Below are 18,480 nucleotides of genomic sequence, written 5' to 3'. Positions count from 1 at the left end.
CGTGGAGTGGAGCGGATTGTTATAGGGGGCTCATGGTGTCGTACGCCGTGGGCGGCGCAGCCGGCGCGATCGAGCTCATCGCGTACGGCCCCTGGAGACGGCCCGGCGCTGCGTGGCACGACGTGGCTCATCGCGTCGTAACGACCGTGGGCGACGGGACCCTACCCGCCTCATGGCGTACGCGTACCTCTCACGAGCCGTACAACCCCGCCAGCCGTATCGCATCGCTCGCGAAACGAGCCCTCAGCTCCTCCGGCGCCAGCACCTCGACCTCCGGCCCGAGCGCCGCGAGCTGGCTGTGGGCGACCTCCTCGGACTCCACCGGGAGGGTCAGTGTCACCCACCCGGCCCCGTCCGGGGCGCCGGCCGCCTCCAGCGCCTCCCGCGCGGACTGCGGATCGACGGTGTACGGCAGCCGGCGAACCCCGTCCGGGGACACCCGCACCACGACCTCGGCCCGCAGGATGGACCGCGCGAACTGCTCCGCCCGCTCGTCCCAGAAGGCCGGCAGATCGAACTCCTCGTCCCGCTCGAACCGCTCGTCACCGGGGTCCACGGCGGTGAACCGGTCGATCCGGTACACCCGGTACGTCCCGTGCCCCGCCACGCGGGCGCACAGATACCAGACCCCCGCCTTCAGCACGAGCCCGTACGGCTCCAGCTCCCGCACCACTTCCTGCTGACCCTCCCCCTCCCCGCGCCGGTACCGCGCGACGATCCGCCGGTCGTCCCACACCGCGTCGGCCACGGCCGGCAGCAGCTCGGGTGTCTTCGGCTCCTTGAACCAGTTCGGGGCGTCGAGATGGAACCGCTGAGCGGCGGTGCGGGAGGCGTCGCGCAGGGAGGGCATAAGGGCCGCCGACACCTTGAGCCGGGCGGCGGATGCGGCGTCCTCCAGCCCCATCTCCCGCAGCGCTCCCGGCACGCCGGACAGGAACAACGCCTCGGCCTCGCTGCGGCCCAGCCCCGTCAGCCGGGTGCGGTACCCCCCGATGAGCCGGTACCCGCCGGCCCGCCCCCGATCGGCGTACACGGGAACCCCGGCCTCGGACAGCGCCTGCGCGTCCCGGGTGACGGTCCGCTCGGACACCTCCAGCTCGCGCGCGAGTTCGGCGGCGGTCATGGCGGACCGGGACTGGAGGAGCAGCACCATCTTGATGAGCCGGGCAGCACGCATACGGCCATGATGCCGGGGCCCACTGACAACGAAGGGGTACGGCAGCCGCCGTACCCCTTCACTGACCGTCAGCTTTTACAGCACCGTCCGCTGTTACAGCCCGTACTTCTCGCGCGCTTCCTTGACCGCCGTCGCCTTGACCTCGCCCTGCTTCGCGAGCTGGGCCAGGGCCGCGACGACGATCGACTGTGCGTCGACGCCGAAGTGGCGGCGGGCGGCCTCGCGGGTGTCGGAGAGGCCGAAGCCGTCGGCGCCGAGGGAGGAGTAGTCCTGCTCGACCCACTGCGCGATCTGGTCGGGGACCTGGCGCATGTAGTCGGAGACCGCCAGCACCGGGCCCTCGGCACCCTGGAGCGCCTGGCGGACGTACGGCGTCCGCTCCTCGCCGCGCAGCAGCGCCGCGTCGGCCTCCAGCGCGTCCCGCCGCAGCTCGGTCCACGAGGTGGCCGACCAGACGTCCGCCGCCACGCCCCACTCCTCGGCGAGCAGCTTCTGGGCCTGAAGCACCCAGTGGATCGCCGTACCGGAGCCGAGCAGCTGGATCCGCGGGGCGTTGGCTACCGGGGACAGCCCCGCCGACTCGGCCGTGTTGAAGCGGTACAGGCCCTTGACGATGCCCTCGTCGATGCCGAGGCCGGCCGGCTTGGCCGGCTGCGGCAGCGGCTCGTTGTAGACGGTGAGGTAGTAGAAGACGTTCGGGTCCTCGCCCGGCGCCGCCTCGCCGTACATGCGGCGCAGACCGTCCTTGACGATCGTCGCGACCTCGTACGCGAACGCCGGGTCGTACGTCAGCGCCGCCGGGTTCGTCGCCGCGATGACGGGGGAGTGGCCGTCGGCGTGCTGCAGGCCCTCGCCCGTCAGCGTCGTACGGCCCGCCGTCGCGCCGACCAGGAAGCCGCGGCCGAGCTGGTCGCCGAGCTGCCACATCTGGTCGGCCGTGCGCTGCCAGCCGAACATCGAGTAGAAGATGTAGAACGGGATCATCGCTTCGCCGTGCGTGGAGTACGCGGTCGACGCGGCGATGAAGTCGGCCATCGAACCGGCCTCGGTGATCCCCTCGTTGAGGATCTGGCCGTTCTCGGCCTCCTTGTAGTACATCAGCTGGTCGCGGTCGACCGGCTCGTACGTCTGGCCCTTGGGCGAGTAGATGCCCAGGGACGGGAAGAGGCTCTCCATGCCGAAGGTGCGCGCCTCGTCGGGGACGATCGGCACCCAGCGCTTGCCCGTCTCCTTGTCGCGGACCAGGTCCTTGATCAGGCGGACGAAGGCCATGGTGGTGGCCACGTTCTGGGAGCCGGAGCCCTTGTCGAAGCTGGCGAACGCCTTCTCGGCGGGAGCGGGCAACGGCGCCACCGGGTGGACGCGGCGGGCCGGGGCCGGGCCGCCGAGGGCCGCGCGGCGCTCCTGGAGGTAGCGGACCTCGGGGGAGTCGGCGCCGGGGTGGCCGTAGGGGACGACCCCGTCGACGAAGTCGCTGTCCTTGATCGGCAGGTCGAGCAGGTCGCGCATCGCCTTGAACTCGTCCACCGAAAGCTTCTTCATCTGGTGGTTGGCGTTCTTCGACGCGAAGCCCTCGCCGAGGGTGTGGCCCTTGACGGTCTGGGCCAGGATGACGGTCGGCGCGCCCTTGAACTCGACGGCGGCCTTGTAGGCGGCGTAGACCTTGCGCGCCTCGTGGCCACCGCGGGAGAGGTGGAAGCACTCCAGGATCTTGTCGTCGCTCAGCAGCTTCGCCATCTCGACGAGCGCCGGGTCCTTGCCGAAGAAGTCCTGGCGGATGTAGGCCGCGTCGCGGGTCTGGTACGTCTGCACCTGCGCGTCCGGTACCTCGCGCAGACGGCGTACGAGCGCACCCGTGGTGTCGAGCTGGAACAGCTCGTCCCAGGCCGTGCCCCACAGCGTCTTGACGACGTTCCAGCCGGCGCCGCGGAACTGGGCCTCCAGCTCCTGCACGATCTTGAAGTTGGCGCGGACCGGGCCGTCGAGGCGCTGCAGGTTGCAGTTGATGACGAAGGTCAGGTTGTCCAGGCCCTCGCGGGAGGCCAGCGCGAGTGCGGCGGTCGACTCCGGCTCGTCCATCTCGCCGTCGCCGAGGAAGGCCCAGACGTGGGACGCGGAGACGTCCTTGATGCCGCGGTTGGTGAGGTAGCGGTTGAAGCGGGCCTGGTAGATGGCCGACAGCGGGCCGAGGCCCATCGACACCGTCGGGAACTCCCACAGCCAGGGCAGACGGCGCGGGTGCGGGTAGGACGGAAGGCCGTTGCCACCGGCTTCCTGGCGGAAGTTGTCGAGGTGGGCCTCGTTCAGGCGGCCGTCGAGGAAGGCGCGGGCGTAGATGCCGGGGGAGGCGTGGCCCTGGATGTAGAGCTGGTCGCCCGAGCCGTCGGCCTCCTTGCCCTTGAAGAAGTGGTTGAAGCCGGTCTCGTACAGCCAGGCCGCGGAGGCGAAGGTGGCGATGTGGCCGCCGACGCCGTATTTGGAGCCGCGGGTCACCATCGCGGCCGCGTTCCAGCGGTTCCACGCGGTGATACGGCGCTCCATCTCCTCGTCACCGGGCACGCTCGGCTCGGCGGCGGTGGGGATGGTGTTGACGTAGTCGGTCTCGAGGAGCTTGGGCAGCGCGATGCCGGTGCCCTCGGCGCGCTCCAGCGTGCGGCGCATCAGGTATGCGGCACGGTGCGGGCCGGCCGCCTTGGCGACCGCGTCCAGCGAGGCCTGCCATTCGGCGGTCTCCTCGGGGTCGCGGTCCGGGAGCTGGTCGAGCTCGCTCGGCTGGATGGCCTGGGGGTCGGTCATGTCGCCGCCTTCCTCAGTCGAAGGGGGTTCCCTCATCGGTAAGGGTTCGGGTGTGCCCTTGGTCTTGGCAGGACAGGGCGGAGGGCCTCGGTGCTGTGACACCTTGCGGCTGCCGCCGCGTGGCCCGTCGGCGACTGTAACTCCCTGATCGATGATCGATCAAAGGGCAGAAGGGGAAAAAGTCCCCGGAGCGAGAAATTGGCATCCGGTGCCGGGTCATCAGGCACGCGGTGCCGCGTTTTGCCTGCTCACCTGAGTTGTGACCGGCTAGCTTGGGCGGCTCGCGGGGGTCGGGAAGCACTGAAACACCGATGAGGCCCGGACGCTGTCCCCTGCGTCCGGGCCCCATCGGCGTTCGCGACGCCGGGTGTGTTCAGCCCATCGCCGTCTGCCGGGGCGCCCCGGTCTCCGACCGGCCCGCGGTGTCCTCTCGGTCCTGCTCACGCTCGGCGCGTTCCCGCTCCATGCGCGCGTGTTCCTGCTGGTGCCGTGCGGACTGCTCGCGGGTGATCACCTCGGTGGCGGCGCCGACGGCGACCGCGACCGGCCAGGCCATGGCTCCGGCTACGGTCATGCCGCCGAGGAGGCCGTAGAAGGCCAGCCTGCGGGGCGAGGGGAGCAGGGACGTGGCCGTCGCCGTGGCGGTGCGGGCGCCGGAGAACATGTCGCCCGGTGTCACGTAGGGGATCGGAACCCGGGGGTGCGCGGTGTGCAGGTGGACGACCCTGCCGCCGTGGTGCTCCTCCGTCGGTGCCTGCTGGGTCTCGGGGCCCATGGCCTCCTCGGCCTGGGGCGTGGCCTGAGGTGGGGTTGTGTGCTGTACGTGCTGGGTCTGCGGTTCTGGGGAAGTCATCTCCGTCATCCCCTGCTGGAAAGCGTCGGTGAGGGGTCCTTCCAGCCGCCTTCCATCGCTACGCGCGGCTAAACCCGACCCGAACGGACAATTCGCTCAGGTTGGTTGGGTGTCCGCGTCAGTTCGGTGTCCGCCTCAGGCGTGGGCGGCTGCCGGGCCCCCGCTCACGGCGAACGCCTTCCAGAGCTGGATGGCCAGGCGCACCAGGAGGGCCTCGAGCAGGGCGATCGCCACATTGGCCAGGACCGTGGTGAGGATGTGCGGCATGATCGGCCGCCTTTCGTGTGCGTTGTGCTGCGTACGACTCCTTTGTCCGCGCCGATGTCATCCGGCAGGCTGCACCCGGGTGTCCTGCGGGTGAACTTTCCCCAGCGCATCGGCGGCGCCCCGGGCCACCGCGGGCATCAGCACCGACCCCGCCGCCGACGCCAGCGCGATCGTCCAGCCCACCGGCCCGAGCGGCCGGCTGCCGAAGAAGTGGCTGAGCCCCGGCACGGTCACGACCACGCCCAGGACCACCAGCGACCCGACCACGGCCGCGGCCACCACCGGATCGCGGCCCGCGTCCTGGAGCGTCTGGAACAACTGGGAGGTCACCAGGGCGACCAGCGCGACGGTGTCGGCGTGCGCCCGGGTGCCGGTCGCCCGGGCCGCGATCCAGGCCGCTGTGGCCGCCACCGTCGTGAGGGCCGCGCGCAGCCGGATGTGCCGGGTCAGGGCCTCACCGAGCGAGGCCTCCGGGCCCTCCGCGAGCAGCTGGTCCCGGTGGGCGGCGGGCGGCCGGGCGGCGATGGCCATCGCCGGCAGCATGTCGGTGAGCAGGTTGACCAGGAGCAGCTGGCGGGCGCCCAGCGCACTGCGCCCGGTGAGCAGCGTGGTCCCGAGGGTGAAGGCGATCTCGCCCAGGTTGCCGCCGAGCAGGACGCCCAGCGCCCTGCGCACCGAGGCCCACATGGCGCGGCCCTCCACGAAGGCGTCGACGATCGTCTCGATGCGGTCGTCCGTGACGACCACGTCGGCCGCGGCCCGGGCCGCCGGGGTGGCCCGCGAGCCCAGGGCGATGCCGACGTCGGCGATCCGGATGGCGGGTGCGTCGTTGGCGCCGTCGCCGGTGACGGCGACGATCCGCCCGGCCGAGCGCAGCGCGGTGACGATACGGACCTTGTGCGCCGGGGTGGTGCGGGCGAACACCGTGATGTCCGGCAGTGTCCTCGCGAGCTCCGCGTCCTCGAGGGCGTCCAGCTCAGCCCCCGTCATCAGGCGCGGCTCCTCCTCGGGGCGCAGTTCCCGGGCGATCGCGGCGGCGGTGCTCGGGTGGTCTCCGGTGACCATGACGATGCGCACCCCGGCCCGCGTCAGCCGGTCCACGCTCTCGGCGGCGGTGGCCCGCACCGGGTCCGCGAGACCCAGCAGGCCCAGCAGACTCAGCCCGTGGACGGCGTCGTCGCCGAGGCCGGGTCCGAGGCCGGGCTCACCCTGGGGCGCGTCCGCGGGCAGGACGCGCTCGGCGACCGCGAGCACCCTGAGGCCGCGCCGGGCCAGCCGGTCGATCTCCGCCTCCGTCTCCGCGCGCAGTCCCTCGGCGAACGCCTCCGTGGCATCCCCCCGGCGGACGCGGTCGCAGCGGGCCAGTACGACTTCCGGTGCCCCCTTGACGACGATCCGCGCCTCGCTGTCGGACCGCCCCAGCACGGCGTGGTAGCCGCGCCCCGGCTCGAACGGCAGCTCCGCCAGCCGCTCCCAGGCGTCCGTGCCGAGTCCGGCGGCCCGGGCCGGGGCCGCGCCGAGCAGCTCGGCGCCGGTCGCGATGGCCCGGTCGGTGGGATGGGTGAGGTCCGCGGCCGTGCCCGGCGGACCGGCGAGGGCGGCCGTGGCGACGATCCGGCGCAGTGCCGGGGTGAGCCGGGCGGGCGCCCCGCGCTCCCGGCCGTCGGAGACCTGCTGGAGACTGATCCGGCCCTCGGTGAGCGTGCCGGTCTTGTCGAAGCACAGCACGTCGGTGCGGCCCAGCGCCTCGATGGTGGAGGCGCTGCGGACCAGGGTGTCCCGCTTGGACAGCCGACGGGCCGCCGCCAGCTCCGCGACCGTCGCGACGAACGGCAGCCCCTCCGGTACGGCCGCCACGCACAGGCTGACCGCGGACCCCAGGGCGGCGCCCAGCGGCCGTCTGCGCAGCAGGTCCACGGCGAAGAGCGCGACGCCCGCGGCCACGGACAGCGGCAGGAACCACCGCCCCAGCGCCTTCAGCCGCCGCTCCACCCCGCTCTCCGGCGGCGCGCCCTCGGGGCCCGCCTCGCCCGCGCTGCCCGCCTCGGTGGCGGTTCCGGTGGCGACGACCACGCCGAGCGCGTGACCGGCCGCCACGGTCGTGCCCTCGTAGAGCATCGAGGAGCGTTCGGCGACCACCCGGGCCGAGGTCGGCGCGGCGCTCTTCACGACGGGCAGCGACTCGCCGGTGAGGCTGGACTCGTCCACCTCCAGGCCGTGCGCACGCACCACCCGGCAGTCCGCGGGCAGCGAGTCCCCGGCCCGCAGCTCGATCACGTCGCCGCGCACCAGATGCTCGCCGGCCGTCTCCACCGGCTCCGTCCGGCCCGGCCTGAGCACTCGCACCCGTACCGACGTGGCCTCCACGAGCCGTTCCGCCGCCTCGTCGGCCCGCTGCCGCTGCACCCCGCCGACCAGCGCGTCCACACCGAGCACCCCGCCGATCAGCACCGCGTCCAGGACCGAACCCAGCGCCGCCGAGATACCGCCGCCGACCGCCAGGATCGGCGTGAGCGGATTGGCCAGCTCCTCCGCGACCCGGCCGATCAGGGTGACGGCGCCTTCGGGCCGGTCGCCTCCCTCGAACTGCCGCCGCCGCGCGGCCTCGGCCTCGTCCAGTCCCCGGGACGAGGTGGCGAGCCGGGCCATCACCTGACGTACCGCCATCGCGTGCCAGGGCGTGCGCTCGGTGGCGGCCGGGGCCGGACGGCCGTGCAGCCGCCACCCCGCCCAGAAGCCCGCCGCCATGCCGGCGACGGTCACCCCGTCGGCCACCAGACGCGCCCGCACCCAGGCACGCGGGCGGGGCACGAGCAGCGCGAGCGCAGAGCCCGCCACCGCCCCCGCGCCCCCCATCCGGGCGCACAGCCGGCTGATGCGCCGGGCCTCCGGCAGGGCCGTCAGCAGCAGGTGGACGACATCGGGCGGGGCGGCGACATCGGCGTCCCACGGCACATGTCGCGGGTCCGAGATCGACCCGATGCCCAGATCGGCTCGGACGAGCGCACGCCGGGTCCGCGCCGAGACCACCGCTACCCCATGTCCCTCCGCCTGGAGCGAGCGCACCAGGGCGGCCGTCCGCCGGTGCCCGGTCGGCACGGCCTCGTCGAGCCCGAACCGCAGATGCAGTCCGGGCGGTCCGCCGACCAGCCGTACCCGGCCGCACTCCTGTGCCGCGCGCACCAAGTGGTGGGCCAGCGGGTGCAGTTGCGGAACGAGGGCGGCCACGGCCACGGGCGTGCCGGTGCGCAGGACGAGCATCACCCGCGCCCCCTCCTCGGCCCACCGCCGGGCCTGCGCGACCGTGTCCGGCGGCACGACGCCGTCGCCCTCGGTGCCGTCGGGGAACGGCCGCAGCTCCCAGCCGTCCCGCCGACTCGGTGTCAGAGCCTTACGGCCGTGCCGGAGGCGCTTCCCGGCCGGACCGTCCGCCGCGATCAACTCGTGGATGCGTACGTGGATCTCGTCGTCGCCCGGACCGCCGCCCACCGCACCGCCGCCCGCCGCACCGCCGTCCGTGAGGCCGTGGTCCGGAGCACCGGGTGACGGCAGGCGCAGCACCCCCTCCACCGTCCAGTCGCCGTCGGCCAGGACGCGGGCGTCCAGGACCACGGTGTCGATCCGGTCCAGGCGGCGCAGCACCTCCGGCCGCAGCACCAGCGCGCCCCGGTCGGAGAGGACCCGGCCCATCGAGCAGGCGAACGCCTCCCGGCCGAAGTGAGGGCCGCGCGGCGTTCCCGCGATCAGCAGGGCCAGCCCCCGGTCATGGCTGAGCGTGCCGACCGAGGTCAGCCCGTACGCCGCCAGGGACACCGGCGCCGCCACGTTCGCGTACCGGTCACCCGGGCCCGGCGGCAGCGGCGCGGGACGTTCGTAGGCGGGGACCGCGTCGTGGCGGTACGTCCCCTCGTGCACGGCCAGCCTGGACGCCCACTGCGCCCACGCCCCGCGCCGGGCCCGCACCTCCGTGTACCGGGCGGCCGCCAGCACGGCTTGCACCGTGGCGCCCAGCGGCCGGAAGGTCAGCGTCGTCACCAGCAGGTTCGCCACGGCGAAGCCGCGCTCCGTCGCCGTCTCGCCGACCCGGCGGGCGATGCCTTCGCGCAGTGGCGGGGTGGTCTCAGTGAACTGGATCGCCGACATCACCAGCGGGTGCAGGCCGCGCAGCCCGATCGCGTCGCCCACCGACGCCACGCCCACCGCCAGCAGCCCCGCCCCGAGCCGCACGGCCGCCCCGACCTGCGCCCCCCGCGCACCGGGGTAGCCGACAGCGGGCCGCCCACGATCCGTGGCCCCCTCGCGGTGACGGGCTGTGCCGTTTGCCGTCTCGTGCTGGGGGGCTGTGCCGTTCGCCGCGTCGTGCGGAGGGGCCGTGCTGTTCGCCGCCTCGTGCGGAGGCGCCGCACCCTTCCCCGCCTCGGGCTGCGGGCCCTCACCCCGAGACGGGGCCCTCTCGCACTGACGATCCGCGCCCTCAGCCCCCTCGCGCTGCCTGCCCCCACGCCCCGCTCCCTCCGCGGCGGAGGCGTCGGCGGCCGTGACGGCGGTGGTGACGAGGTCGAGGTCGGTCTCCGGCCCGCAGCCGACGTACACGCAGCCCAGCGTGCCGTTCACCTCGGCGCGGCCCACCCCCGGCAGGCGGCGCAGCGTCGCCTCGAGTTCGCGGGCCGCGGCGGTCGTGCCGGGCCGCCCCAGCCGCCGCACCTCGATCTGGACGCCTTCGGGGGTCCGCCAGAGACCGGGCGTACGGGGCCGCAGCATCGGCCCGATCACCGGCAGCGCCGCCGGTACGGCCGTCAGACCCTGCGCGAAGGAACGGACCGCCGACGCCGTCGAGGCCACGGCGGTCAGGGTCGCGGGCAGGAGGGACGAGGGCAGCACGGAGGACAGCTGTGGCCAGGTCACGCGGCCAGTATCGGCAGGTCACAGCGGCCTCGCCTGCCACAGCAGCGCGGGGTGGGCCAGGTGGACGAGTCCGGCTCGGGCTATTCGCCTTCGTGCCGCGGCGCGCACCCGAGCACATGGGCCTTGACGATCTCGGCGATCCGGGGATCCCGGCGCTGGAACGCGGCCACCAGCTCGTCGTGCTCCTCCGCGTACGACTGCTGCACCGTCCCCAGCCACCGGATCGACAGGGCCGTGAAGACCTCGATGCCGAGGCCCTCCCAGGTGTGCAGCAGCACCGAGTTGCCCGCGGCGCGGACCAGTTCACGGTGGAAGGCGACCGTGTGCCGTACCTGGGCGGTGCCGTCGGCGTTGCGGTCGGCCTCGTACAGGGCGGTGACGTGCGGCTCCAGGGCGGAGCAGTCCTCGGCGAGACGGTCGGCGGCGAGTTCCGCGGCGATGGCCTCCAGGCCGGCCCGGACCGGGTAGCTCTCCTCCAGGTCGGCCGCCGTCAGACTCCGTACGCGTACGCCCTTGTTGGGCGCGGACTCGATCAGCCGCAGCGACTCCAGTTCGCGCAGGGCCTCGCGTACGGGTGTCTGGCTGACCTCCAGCTCGGTGGCGATGCGCCGCTCCACGATTCGCTCGCCCGGCTGCCAGCGACCGCTGATGATCCCCTCCAGGATGTGCTCGCGGATCTGTTCGCGCAGCGAGTGGATGACGGGGGCGGTCATGAGGGCTCCTTAGGGCGCGTTGACGTTTAGACAATAAGGCCGTTGCGCTCCGTAGGGAGGGCGCGTGGGGGCGCTTTCGTGCAGGTGAGACGAGACTTACACGTCGGGGGTCGGTTGGGGAGCCCAGGAGCTCGGTCCGGTCCGGCTTCGGGCGGCGCCGAAAGCCGACGCCCCGCCCGGAGAAGCTCCGGGCGGGGCGCCGTAGTCCCGATCAGGGAGATCAGAGGCCGAGCTCGACCTCGAACTCGCCCGCCTCCAGGATCGCCTTGACCGCCGTCAGGTAACGGGCCGCGTCGGCGCCGTCCACCAGGCGGTGGTCGTAGGACAGGGTCAGGTATGTCATGTCGCGGACGCCGATGACCGTGCCCTCCTCCGTCTCGATGACGGCCGGGCGCTTGACCGTGGCGCCGATGCCGAGGATCGCGACCTGGCCCGGCGGCACGATGATCGTGTCGAACAGGGCGCCACGCGAACCGGTGTTGGAGATGGTGAAGGTCGCGCCGGACAGCTCGTCCGGGGTGATCTTGTTGGCGCGGACCTTGCCCGCCAGCTCCGCCGTGGCCTTCGCGATGCCGGCGATGTTGAGGTCGCCCGCGTGCTTGATGACCGGGGTCATCAGGCCCTTCTCGGAGTCCACCGCGATACCGATGCTCTCGGAGTCGAAGTAGGTGATCGTGCCCTCGGCCTCGTTGATCTTGGCGTTGATGACCGGGTGGGCCTTCAGCGCCTGGGCCGCCGCCTTCACGAAGAACGGCATCGGGGAGAGCTTGACGCCCTCGCGCGCGGCGAAGGAGTCCTTGGCCTGGGCGCGCAGGCGCATCAGGCGGGTGACGTCGACCTCGACGACCGAGGACAGCTGCGCCTGCTCGTGCAGCGCCTTGACCATGTTGTCGCCGATGACCTTGCGGATGCGCGGCATCTTGACGGTCTGGCCACGCAGGGGCGAGACCTCCAGCGCCGGGGCCTTCTTGGCGGCGGCCGGAGCCGCGGCGGCGGGGGCCGGGGCAGCGGCGGTGGCCTTCGCGGCCTCGGCGGCGGCGACGACGTCCTGCTTGCGGATACGGCCGCCGACGCCGGTGCCCTTGACGGCGGCCAGGTCGACGCCGTGCTCGGCGGCGAGCTTGCGCACCAGCGGGGTGACGTAGGCGCCCTCGTCGGTCGGCTTGGCGGCGGCCGGGGCAGCCGGAGCCGGGGTGACCGGAGCGGGGGCGGGCGTCGGCGCGGGGGCCGGAGCCGCGGGCTGGGCCGGAGCCGGGGCGGCAGCGGCGGGCGCGGCCGGAGCGGGAGCCGGAGCGGCCGGAGCCGCGGGGGCGGCCGGGGCAGCGGCGGCGGGAGCCGGAGCCGCCGGGGCCGGGGCGGCCGCCGGAGCGGCACCCGCGACGCCGATGACGGCCAGCTTGGCGCCGACCTCGGCCGTCTCGTCCTCGCCGACCACGATCTCCAGCAGCGTGCCGGAGGTGGGGGCGGGGATCTCGGTGTCGACCTTGTCGGTGGAGACCTCGAGCAGCGGCTCGTCGGCCTCGACGCTGTCACCGACCGACTTCAGCCAGCGGGTGACGGTGCCCTCGGTGACGGACTCGCCGAGCGCGGGCAGGACCACGTCCGTGCCCTCGGCCGTACCGGCGCCTGCGGCGGCCTCGGCGGTCGGGGCGGGAGCGGGGGCGGCCTGCTCGGTGGAGGGCTGGGCGGCCGGAGCCGGCTCGGGAGCCGGCGGGGCGACCTCCTCGGCGGCGGGGGCCGGGGCGGCAGCGGGGGCACCGGTGCCGTCGTCGATCACGGCCAGCTCGGCGCCGACCTCGACCGTCTCGTCCTCGGCGACCTTGATGGAGGCCAGGACGCCGGCGGCGGGGGAGGGGATCTCGGTGTCGACCTTGTCGGTGGAGACCTCGAGCAGCGGCTCGTCGGCCTCGACGCGCTCACCCTCGGCCTTCAGCCAGCGGGTGACAGTGCCCTCGGTGACGCTCTCGCCGAGCGCCGGAAGGGTTACGGAAACCGCCATGGTTTCGGTTGCTCCTTACGAATTGCGGAAGTCTGAGTCGTCGCTTCGTCGACCGAGGGTCAGTCGTGCGAGTGCAGCGGCTTGCCCGCCAGGGCCAGGTGGGCCTCGCCGAGCGCCTCGTTCTGCGTCGGGTGGGCGTGGATGAGCTGGGCGACCTCGGCCGGCAGGGCCTCCCAGTTGTAGATCAGCTGGGCCTCGCCGACCTGCTCGCCCATGCGGTCGCCGACCATGTGGACGCCGACCACCGCACCGTCCTTGACCTGGACGAGCTTGATCTCGCCCGCGGTGTTCAGGATCTTGCTCTTGCCGTTGCCCGCCAGGTTGTACTTCAGAGCGACGACCTTGTCCGCACCGTAGATCTCCTTGGCCTTGGCCTCGGTGATGCCGACGGAGGCGACCTCCGGGTGGCAGTAGGTCACGCGGGGGACACCGTCGTAGTCGATCGGGACGACCTTCAGACCGGCCAGACGCTCCGCAACCAGGATGCCCTCGGCGAAGCCGACGTGCGCGAGCTGCAGGGTCGGGACGAGGTCACCGACGGCGGAGATGGTCGGGACGTTGGTGCGCATGTACTCGTCGACCAGGACGTAGCCGCGGTCCATCGCGACGCCCTGCTCCTCGTAGCCGAGACCGGCGGAGACGGGCCCGCGGCCCACCGCCACCAGCAGCACCTCGGCCTCGAACTCCTTGCCGTCGGCGAGGGTGACCTTGACGCCGTCGGCGGTGTACTCGGCCTTCTGGAAGAAGGTGCCGAGGTTGAACTTGATGCCGCGCTTGCGGAAGGCGCGCTCAAGAAGCTTCGAGCTGTTCTCGTCCTCGACCGGGACGAGGTGCTTCAGGCCCTCGATCACGGTGACGTCCGAGCCGAAGGACTTCCACGCGGAGGCGAACTCGACGCCGATGACGCCGCCGCCCAGGATGATCGCGGACTTCGGCACGCGGTCCAGGACGAGGGCGTGGTCGGAGGAGATGATCCGGTTGCCGTCGATCTCCAGGCCCGGCAGCGACTTCGGCACGGAGCCGGTCGCGAGGAGCACGTGGCGCCCCTGGATGCGCTGGCCGTTGACATCCACCGACGTCGGGGAGGACAGCCGTCCCTCACCCTCGATGTACGTCACCTTGCGGGAGGCGACGAGACCCTGCAGGCCCTTGTACAGGCCGGCGATCACGCCGTCCTTGTACTTGTGGACCCCGGCGATGTCGATGCCCTCGAAGGTGGCCTTCACACCGAACTGCTCGCTCTCGCGGGCCTGGTCGGCGATCTCGCCCGCGTGCAGCAGGGCCTTGGTGGGGATGCAACCCCGGTGCAGGCAGGTGCCGCCGACCTTGTCCTTCTCGATCAGGGCGACGTCCAGGCCCAGCTGCGCCCCGCGCAGGGCCGCGGCGTAACCACCGCTACCACCGCCGAGGATCACTAGGTCGAAAACGGTGCTGGCGTCGTTCGCCACGTCACGTCCTCCATGCATGTGCGCCGTACGCCGGTCTTCACTGACCGGCTGGCGGCTGGTGTCCGGCCGCTCGTTCTTCGGCCCTTAGGTGGGGCCCTGTCCTGCCGACGCCCATCTTCGCACTTGTCCACACCGAACGAGACGCCGGGCCGGTGTGTGAGACGCCCCACGTTCAGTTGAGCGGGCACGGCAGAGTCGGTTGAGCGGACATGGAAGAGGGGGCTCCGCTCTACCCGCGCGCGGAGTCCCCTCACCCGTAACAACGTCAGCCCAGGTCACCCGCGGCGGTCAGCTCGGCGAGCCGCACCAGCGTCCGCACACCGGAGCCGGTGCCACCCTTCGGCGTGTACCCGAAGGGCCCGCCCTCGTTGAACGCGGGCCCCGCGATGTCGAGGTGCGCCCACGTGATGCCCTCACCCACGAACTCGCGCAGGAAGAGACCGGCGACCAGCCCGCCACCCATCCGCTCACCCATGTTGGCGATGTCGGCGGTGGGCGAGTCCATGCCCTTGCGCAGGTGCTCCGGCAGCGGCATCGGCCAGGACGCCTCCCCGACCTCCTCGGCGGCCTCCACGATCGCGGTACGGAACGCGTCGTCGTTGGCCATCACACCGAAGGTGCGGTTGCCCAGCGCCAGCACCATCGCGCCGGTGAGCGTCGCGACGTCGACGATCGCGTCCGGCTTCTCCTGCGACGCGGCCCACAGGGCGTCGGCGAGCACCAGCCGCCCCTCGGCGTCGGTGTTGAGCACCTCGACCGTCTTGCCGCTGTACATGCGCAGCACGTCACCCGGACGCACGGCGGACCCCGACGGCATGTTCTCGGCGAGCGCCAGCCACCCGGTGACGTTCACCTGGAGGCCGAGCCGAGCGGCGGCGACGACCGCGGCGAAGACGGCCGCCGCCCCGCTCATGTCGCACTTCATCGTCTCGTTGTGCCCGGCCGGCTTCAGCGAGATGCCGCCCGAGTCGTAGGTGATGCCCTTGCCGACGAAGGCGAGGTGCTTGTCCGCCTTGGAGTGCGTGTACGTCAGCTTCACCAGGCGCGGGCCCGCGGCCGACCCGGAGCCGACACCGAGGATGCCGCCGTAGCCGCCCTTGGTCAGCGCCTTCTCGTCGAGCACCTGCACCTTGATGCCGTGCTCCTTGGCCGCCGCCGAGGCGATCGCGGCGAAGGACTCGGGGGTGAGGTCGTTGGGCGGGGTGTTGATGAGGTCGCGGGCGCGGTTGAGCTCCTCGGAGACGGCGGTGGCGCGCTCGATCGCCGCCTTGTGCTCCTTGTCGCGCGGCTTGCCGCCGAGCAGGGCGGCCTCGGCGAGAGGGGCCTTGCCGTTCTTCTTGTTCTTCTCGTCCTTGCCGTTCGCCTTGTAGGCGTCGAAGGCATAGGCGCCGAGCAGCACGCCCTCGGCGACGACGCCGACGTCGGCGGCATCGCCCAGCGGCAGCGCGAACGCGGCCTTCTTGGAGCCGGCGAGGCTGCGGGCGGCGACGCCGGCGGCCTTGCGCAGCGCCTCCGCGTCGTACGCCCCGTCCTTGGCGTCCTCGGGCTCGGCACCCAGGCCGACCGCCACCACGAGCGGGGCCTTGAAACCGGCGGGTGCGGGGAGCTTCGTCACCTCGCCCTCGGCACCGGAGGCACCGAGGGTCTCCAGGACGCCGGCCAGCTTGCCGTCGTACGCCTTGTCCACGGCCTCGGCGCCCGGTGCGACGACCAGGCTCCCGCCCTTGGAACCAGAGCCCTTGGCGACACCGATCACGATCGCGTCGGCCCGCAGGCCGGGCGCCGCGGCGGTGCTGAGAGTGAGAGCAGTCACGGTGGTGAAATCTCGCTTCCGATGTGAAGTTGCGATGGCCGAATTGGTGTGGGTCGACCGGGCCCGACGGCCGACCCTAGTTCCGACCTACGGGTGCGGTATCAGCGGGGCCTTCCCCGGTACGGCGAACACTCGGGACGAGCCTACGCTCGTGTGAGCGTTCGCTCATTCCTACGGGCGTTCACCTGTCGGTGGCGTCGTGGTCATTTCTTGATCCTTGATGTTGGTGAGCTGAGTCACACTCGTCTGGTTCCGGTGAGCGATCAGCTTGCCGCTTGCATGATTTCCACGGATCCTCCGCCGATCTGTCACGGGCGGCCGTACGGGGATCTTCTGGGGGGAAGGGGCAACCAATGGCGCAGAGTGCGCGCAGACGGAGAAACCGCAGGAATACGGTGGCCGCCCTGGCGGCCGCGAGTCTGCTGAGCCTGGGCCTGGCGGCGGCCCCGGGCGCCGCGGCCGCCGAGGCGCCGCGCATCGATCTCAGGGTGCTGGTCGTGGACAACGGCGACAGCCCCGTCCGGGCCGTCACCGCCCAGCTGAAGAGCACCGGCATCCCGTACACGACCGTCGACCTGAACGACGCGAACCGCCCGACCATCACGGACGCGTTCCTCAGCGACACGGTGAACGGCAGGCCCCGGGCCAAGTACCAGGGCGTCGTCCTGCCCAGCGAGGCCCCTTTCGGCGCGGGCTCCGCCGAGCAGACCGCGCTGGAGAGCTACGAGCGCACCTACGGCATCCCCCAGGTCGACGCCTACACCTGGGCCCACCCGGGCGTCGGCCTCGACTACACCAGCGAGGGCGGCTGGGCCGGCGCCCTCGACGGGCGGCAGGCGTCCGTCACCGACGCGGGCAGGGCGGGGTATTTCGGCTATCTCGACGGCGCCTTCACCTTCGAGGACAACGACGCGTCCGTACAGGAGAGTTACGGCTACGCCGCCCGGCCCCGCACCGGCTTCACCAGCTATGTCGACCTTCCCGTGCCCGCGGGCTCCGGGCGCGGCAGCCTCATCGGCGAGTACGCCCACGACGGGCGCCGCGAGCTGGTGGTGACCTTCGCCTACAACCAGTACCAGCAGCAGTTCCGGGTCCTCGCCCGTGGCATCGTCGAATGGCTGACCCAGGGCGTGCACCTGGGTCGGACGCGCAACTATTTCGCGGTGCACGTCGACGACGTCTTCGCGCCCGACAGCCGCTGGGACACCGAGCACAACTGCACGCCCGGTGACTTCGACTGCGTGGGCGGCGACGGCGAGGGGACCACGCCGATCCGTATGACCGCCGAGGACGCGGTGTACGCCGCCCAGTGGCAGCGCGAGCACGGGTTCACGCTGGACATGGTCTACAACGCCGGCTCCGGCGAGGAGTGGAAGCGCGAGAACGGCGGCACCGACGCCCTCACCGACCGCCTGCTCGCGGACAAGGCGCAGTACCGCTGGATCAACCACACCTACACACACCCGTTCCTCGGCTGCGTCCAGGACACCTCGACCGTCCCGTGGAGCTGCGCCGAGAACGCCGACGGCTCGACGCGGTACATGAGCCGCGCCGACATCTCGGCGCAGATCCGCGACAACCACAACTGGGGCGTCACCAAGGGGCTCCCGCTCGACCGCACGGAACTCGTGACCGGCGAGCACTCGGGCCTGAAAACCCTGCCCCAGCAGCCCGACGACAACCCCCACCTCGCCGGAGCCCTCTCCGACAACGGCGTGAAGTGGACCGCCTCGGACAACTCCCGTGAGCCCGACCAGCGTTCGGTCGGCGCCGCGCTGACCGTGCCCCGCCACCCGATGAACGTGTACTACAACGTGGGAACCGACGAGGAGATGGCCGACGAGTACAACTGGATCCACACCTCGGCGGCCGACGGCGGCAGCGGCATCTGCGCGAACAACCCGGCGTCCACCTGCCTCGACGAACCGCTCGACCCGGCCACCGGCTACCGGTCGTACATCGTCCCGCAGGAGGCCCGTGCCGCCCTCGGCCATGTCGTCTCGGGCGACCCGCGCCCGCACTACGCCCACCAGTCCAACCTGGCCGAGGACCGGACGCTGTACCCGGTCCTGGACCGGGTGCTCGCCGACTACCAGGCGCTCTTCGCCGACAACACCCCGGTGCAGAACCTCGCCCAGAGCGCCATCGGCACCGAGCTGCAGCGCCGCGCCGCCTGGCGGACCGCTCTCGCGAACGGCTCCGTCACGGCGTACCGCATCGGCAGTACCGTCACCGTCAAGGCCCCGTCCGGGACCACGATCCCGGTGACCGCACCGGAAGGGACCACCAAGCAACTCTTCATCGGCACCACCGCGTTCGGCACGCCGTACGCGGGACAGCGCTCGGCCTGGACCACGCCCGAGCTGCTGCAGACCGCGCTCAAACTGAATCTGCCGTAGAACGCGACTAGGGCCAGCGCCAACGCCTCTAGGGCGTGGGGAACTGCGCGACCAGCCACAACGGACCAGCAGCCGGGGTCCGGGCAGCAGTTCCCCACCCATCATCCGCA

The 18,480-nt window shown here is 72.4% G+C and carries 10 protein-coding genes; 1 reads left to right on the top strand and 9 read right to left on the bottom strand.

All coding sequences use genetic code 11. The features are described 5' to 3' along the window. Positions 1 to 190: 190 nt before the first annotated feature. From ACQEV2_RS11460 to ACQEV2_RS11420, 9 genes are all read right to left on the bottom strand, one after another. Positions 191 to 1,177, bottom strand: a complete 987-nt coding sequence (locus tag ACQEV2_RS11460; RefSeq protein WP_433039233.1) for a helix-turn-helix transcriptional regulator — start codon at positions 1,175 to 1,177, stop codon at positions 191 to 193. A gap of 93 nt (positions 1,178 to 1,270) precedes the next feature. Continuing rightward, positions 1,271 to 3,973: a pyruvate dehydrogenase (acetyl-transferring), homodimeric type gene (aceE, locus tag ACQEV2_RS11455; RefSeq protein ID WP_433039232.1), complete on the bottom strand. Its 2,703-nt coding sequence runs from the start codon at positions 3,971 to 3,973 to the stop codon at positions 1,271 to 1,273. A 373-nt stretch (positions 3,974 to 4,346) separates the two neighbouring features. Continuing rightward, positions 4,347 to 4,826, bottom strand: a complete 480-nt coding sequence (locus tag ACQEV2_RS11450; RefSeq protein WP_433039231.1) for a hypothetical protein — start codon at positions 4,824 to 4,826, stop codon at positions 4,347 to 4,349. 135 nt (positions 4,827 to 4,961) lie between these two features. Then, the gene (locus ACQEV2_RS11445; protein ID WP_433039230.1) at positions 4,962 to 5,093 is read right to left on the bottom strand and encodes a hypothetical protein; all 132 of its coding nucleotides are present in this window, start codon (positions 5,091 to 5,093) and stop codon (positions 4,962 to 4,964) included. Between the two features lie 57 nt (positions 5,094 to 5,150). Then, positions 5,151 to 9,998 carry an HAD-IC family P-type ATPase gene (locus tag ACQEV2_RS11440; RefSeq protein WP_433039229.1) on the bottom strand — a complete coding sequence of 1,616 codons (4,848 nt, stop codon included), beginning with the start codon at positions 9,996 to 9,998 and terminating at the stop codon, positions 5,151 to 5,153. 80 nt (positions 9,999 to 10,078) lie between these two features. Then, on the bottom strand, positions 10,079 to 10,711 hold the full coding sequence (locus ACQEV2_RS11435) for a GntR family transcriptional regulator (protein ID WP_433039228.1): 633 nt from the start codon (positions 10,709 to 10,711) through the stop codon (positions 10,079 to 10,081). A gap of 220 nt (positions 10,712 to 10,931) precedes the next feature. Next, positions 10,932 to 12,710, bottom strand: a complete 1,779-nt coding sequence (sucB, locus tag ACQEV2_RS11430) for a 2-oxoglutarate dehydrogenase, E2 component, dihydrolipoamide succinyltransferase (protein ID WP_433039227.1) — start codon at positions 12,708 to 12,710, stop codon at positions 10,932 to 10,934. Positions 12,711 to 12,769: 59 nt separating this feature from the next. Then, a complete protein-coding gene (gene lpdA / locus ACQEV2_RS11425) occupies positions 12,770 to 14,158 on the bottom strand; it encodes a dihydrolipoyl dehydrogenase (RefSeq protein WP_433039226.1) in 1,389 nt (462 codons plus the stop codon). A 265-nt stretch (positions 14,159 to 14,423) separates the two neighbouring features. Then, positions 14,424 to 15,971, bottom strand: coding sequence for a leucyl aminopeptidase (locus ACQEV2_RS11420; RefSeq protein ID WP_433039225.1), 1,548 nt, complete (start codon positions 15,969 to 15,971; stop codon positions 14,424 to 14,426). A 353-nt stretch (positions 15,972 to 16,324) separates the two neighbouring features. Between ACQEV2_RS11420 and ACQEV2_RS11415 the strand changes: the two genes are divergently transcribed. Next, positions 16,325 to 18,370 (top strand): hypothetical protein, encoded by a 2,046-nt coding sequence (locus ACQEV2_RS11415; protein WP_433039224.1) that lies wholly within the window; start codon positions 16,325 to 16,327, stop codon positions 18,368 to 18,370. Positions 18,371 to 18,480: the final 110 nt, after the last annotated feature.

The sequence above is a fragment of the Streptomyces sp. CA-251387 genome, from assembly GCF_050936625.1.
Lineage (GTDB): Bacteria > Actinomycetota > Actinomycetes > Streptomycetales > Streptomycetaceae > Streptomyces.
Note: the sequence above shows the minus strand (reverse complement) of the source record. Positions and strands in the feature narration are given on the sequence as shown.

Excerpts from the sequence above, each read along its gene's own strand:
- ACQEV2_RS11460 (WP_433039233.1), bottom strand. The coding sequence starts at position 1,177 with ATGCGTGCTGCCCGGCTCATCAAGATGGTGCTGCTCCTCCAGTCCCGG.
- aceE (WP_433039232.1), bottom strand. The coding sequence starts at position 3,973 with ATGACCGACCCCCAGGCCATCCAGCCGAGCGAGCTCGACCAGCTCCCG.
- ACQEV2_RS11450 (WP_433039231.1), bottom strand. The coding sequence starts at position 4,826 with ATGACTTCCCCAGAACCGCAGACCCAGCACGTACAGCACACAACCCCA.
- ACQEV2_RS11445 (WP_433039230.1), bottom strand. The coding sequence starts at position 5,093 with ATGCCGCACATCCTCACCACGGTCCTGGCCAATGTGGCGATCGCCCTG.
- ACQEV2_RS11435 (WP_433039228.1), bottom strand. The coding sequence starts at position 10,711 with ATGACCGCCCCCGTCATCCACTCGCTGCGCGAACAGATCCGCGAGCAC.
- sucB (WP_433039227.1), bottom strand. The coding sequence starts at position 12,710 with ATGGCGGTTTCCGTAACCCTTCCGGCGCTCGGCGAGAGCGTCACCGAG.
- ACQEV2_RS11415 (WP_433039224.1), top strand. The coding sequence starts at position 16,325 with ATGGCGCAGAGTGCGCGCAGACGGAGAAACCGCAGGAATACGGTGGCC.